The sequence below is a fragment of the Pseudomonas sp. SIMBA_041 genome (assembly GCF_046535095.1).
Classification (GTDB): domain Bacteria; phylum Pseudomonadota; class Gammaproteobacteria; order Pseudomonadales; family Pseudomonadaceae; genus Aquipseudomonas; species Aquipseudomonas mucoides.
In genome coordinates this window covers 1-247 of the sequence record NZ_JAWRXJ010000736.1, presented here as the reverse complement: position 1 = coordinate 247, position 247 = coordinate 1, and the positions used below count along the sequence as shown (strand labels likewise).

Here is a 247-nt window from a genome sequence, read left to right as displayed (position 1 = left end):
GGAAGCCGTTGATTCGGGTTACCGTTCAGCGATGAGCGTACAGTCAAGCTTGGTTATGCATCCTATTTGGGCGTACGGCACAGAAGAGCAAAGAGAAAAGTATTTGCCAAAGCTTGCCACAGGTGAGTATGTCGGCTGCTTCGGTCTGACTGAGCCAGATTCAGGATCTGACCCTTCATCGATGTCAACGCGTGCGCGCGCAGTCGATGGCGGTTACGAGTTGACGGGCAATAAAATGTGGATCACC

Annotated in this window: 1 protein-coding gene; it reads left to right on the top strand. The window is 52.2% G+C overall.

The window, feature by feature from the left end; translation table 11 throughout:
* The coding region (locus SB725_RS33060) for an acyl-CoA dehydrogenase family protein (RefSeq protein ID WP_410923682.1) at window positions 1-247 on the top strand (247 nt) is incomplete at both ends.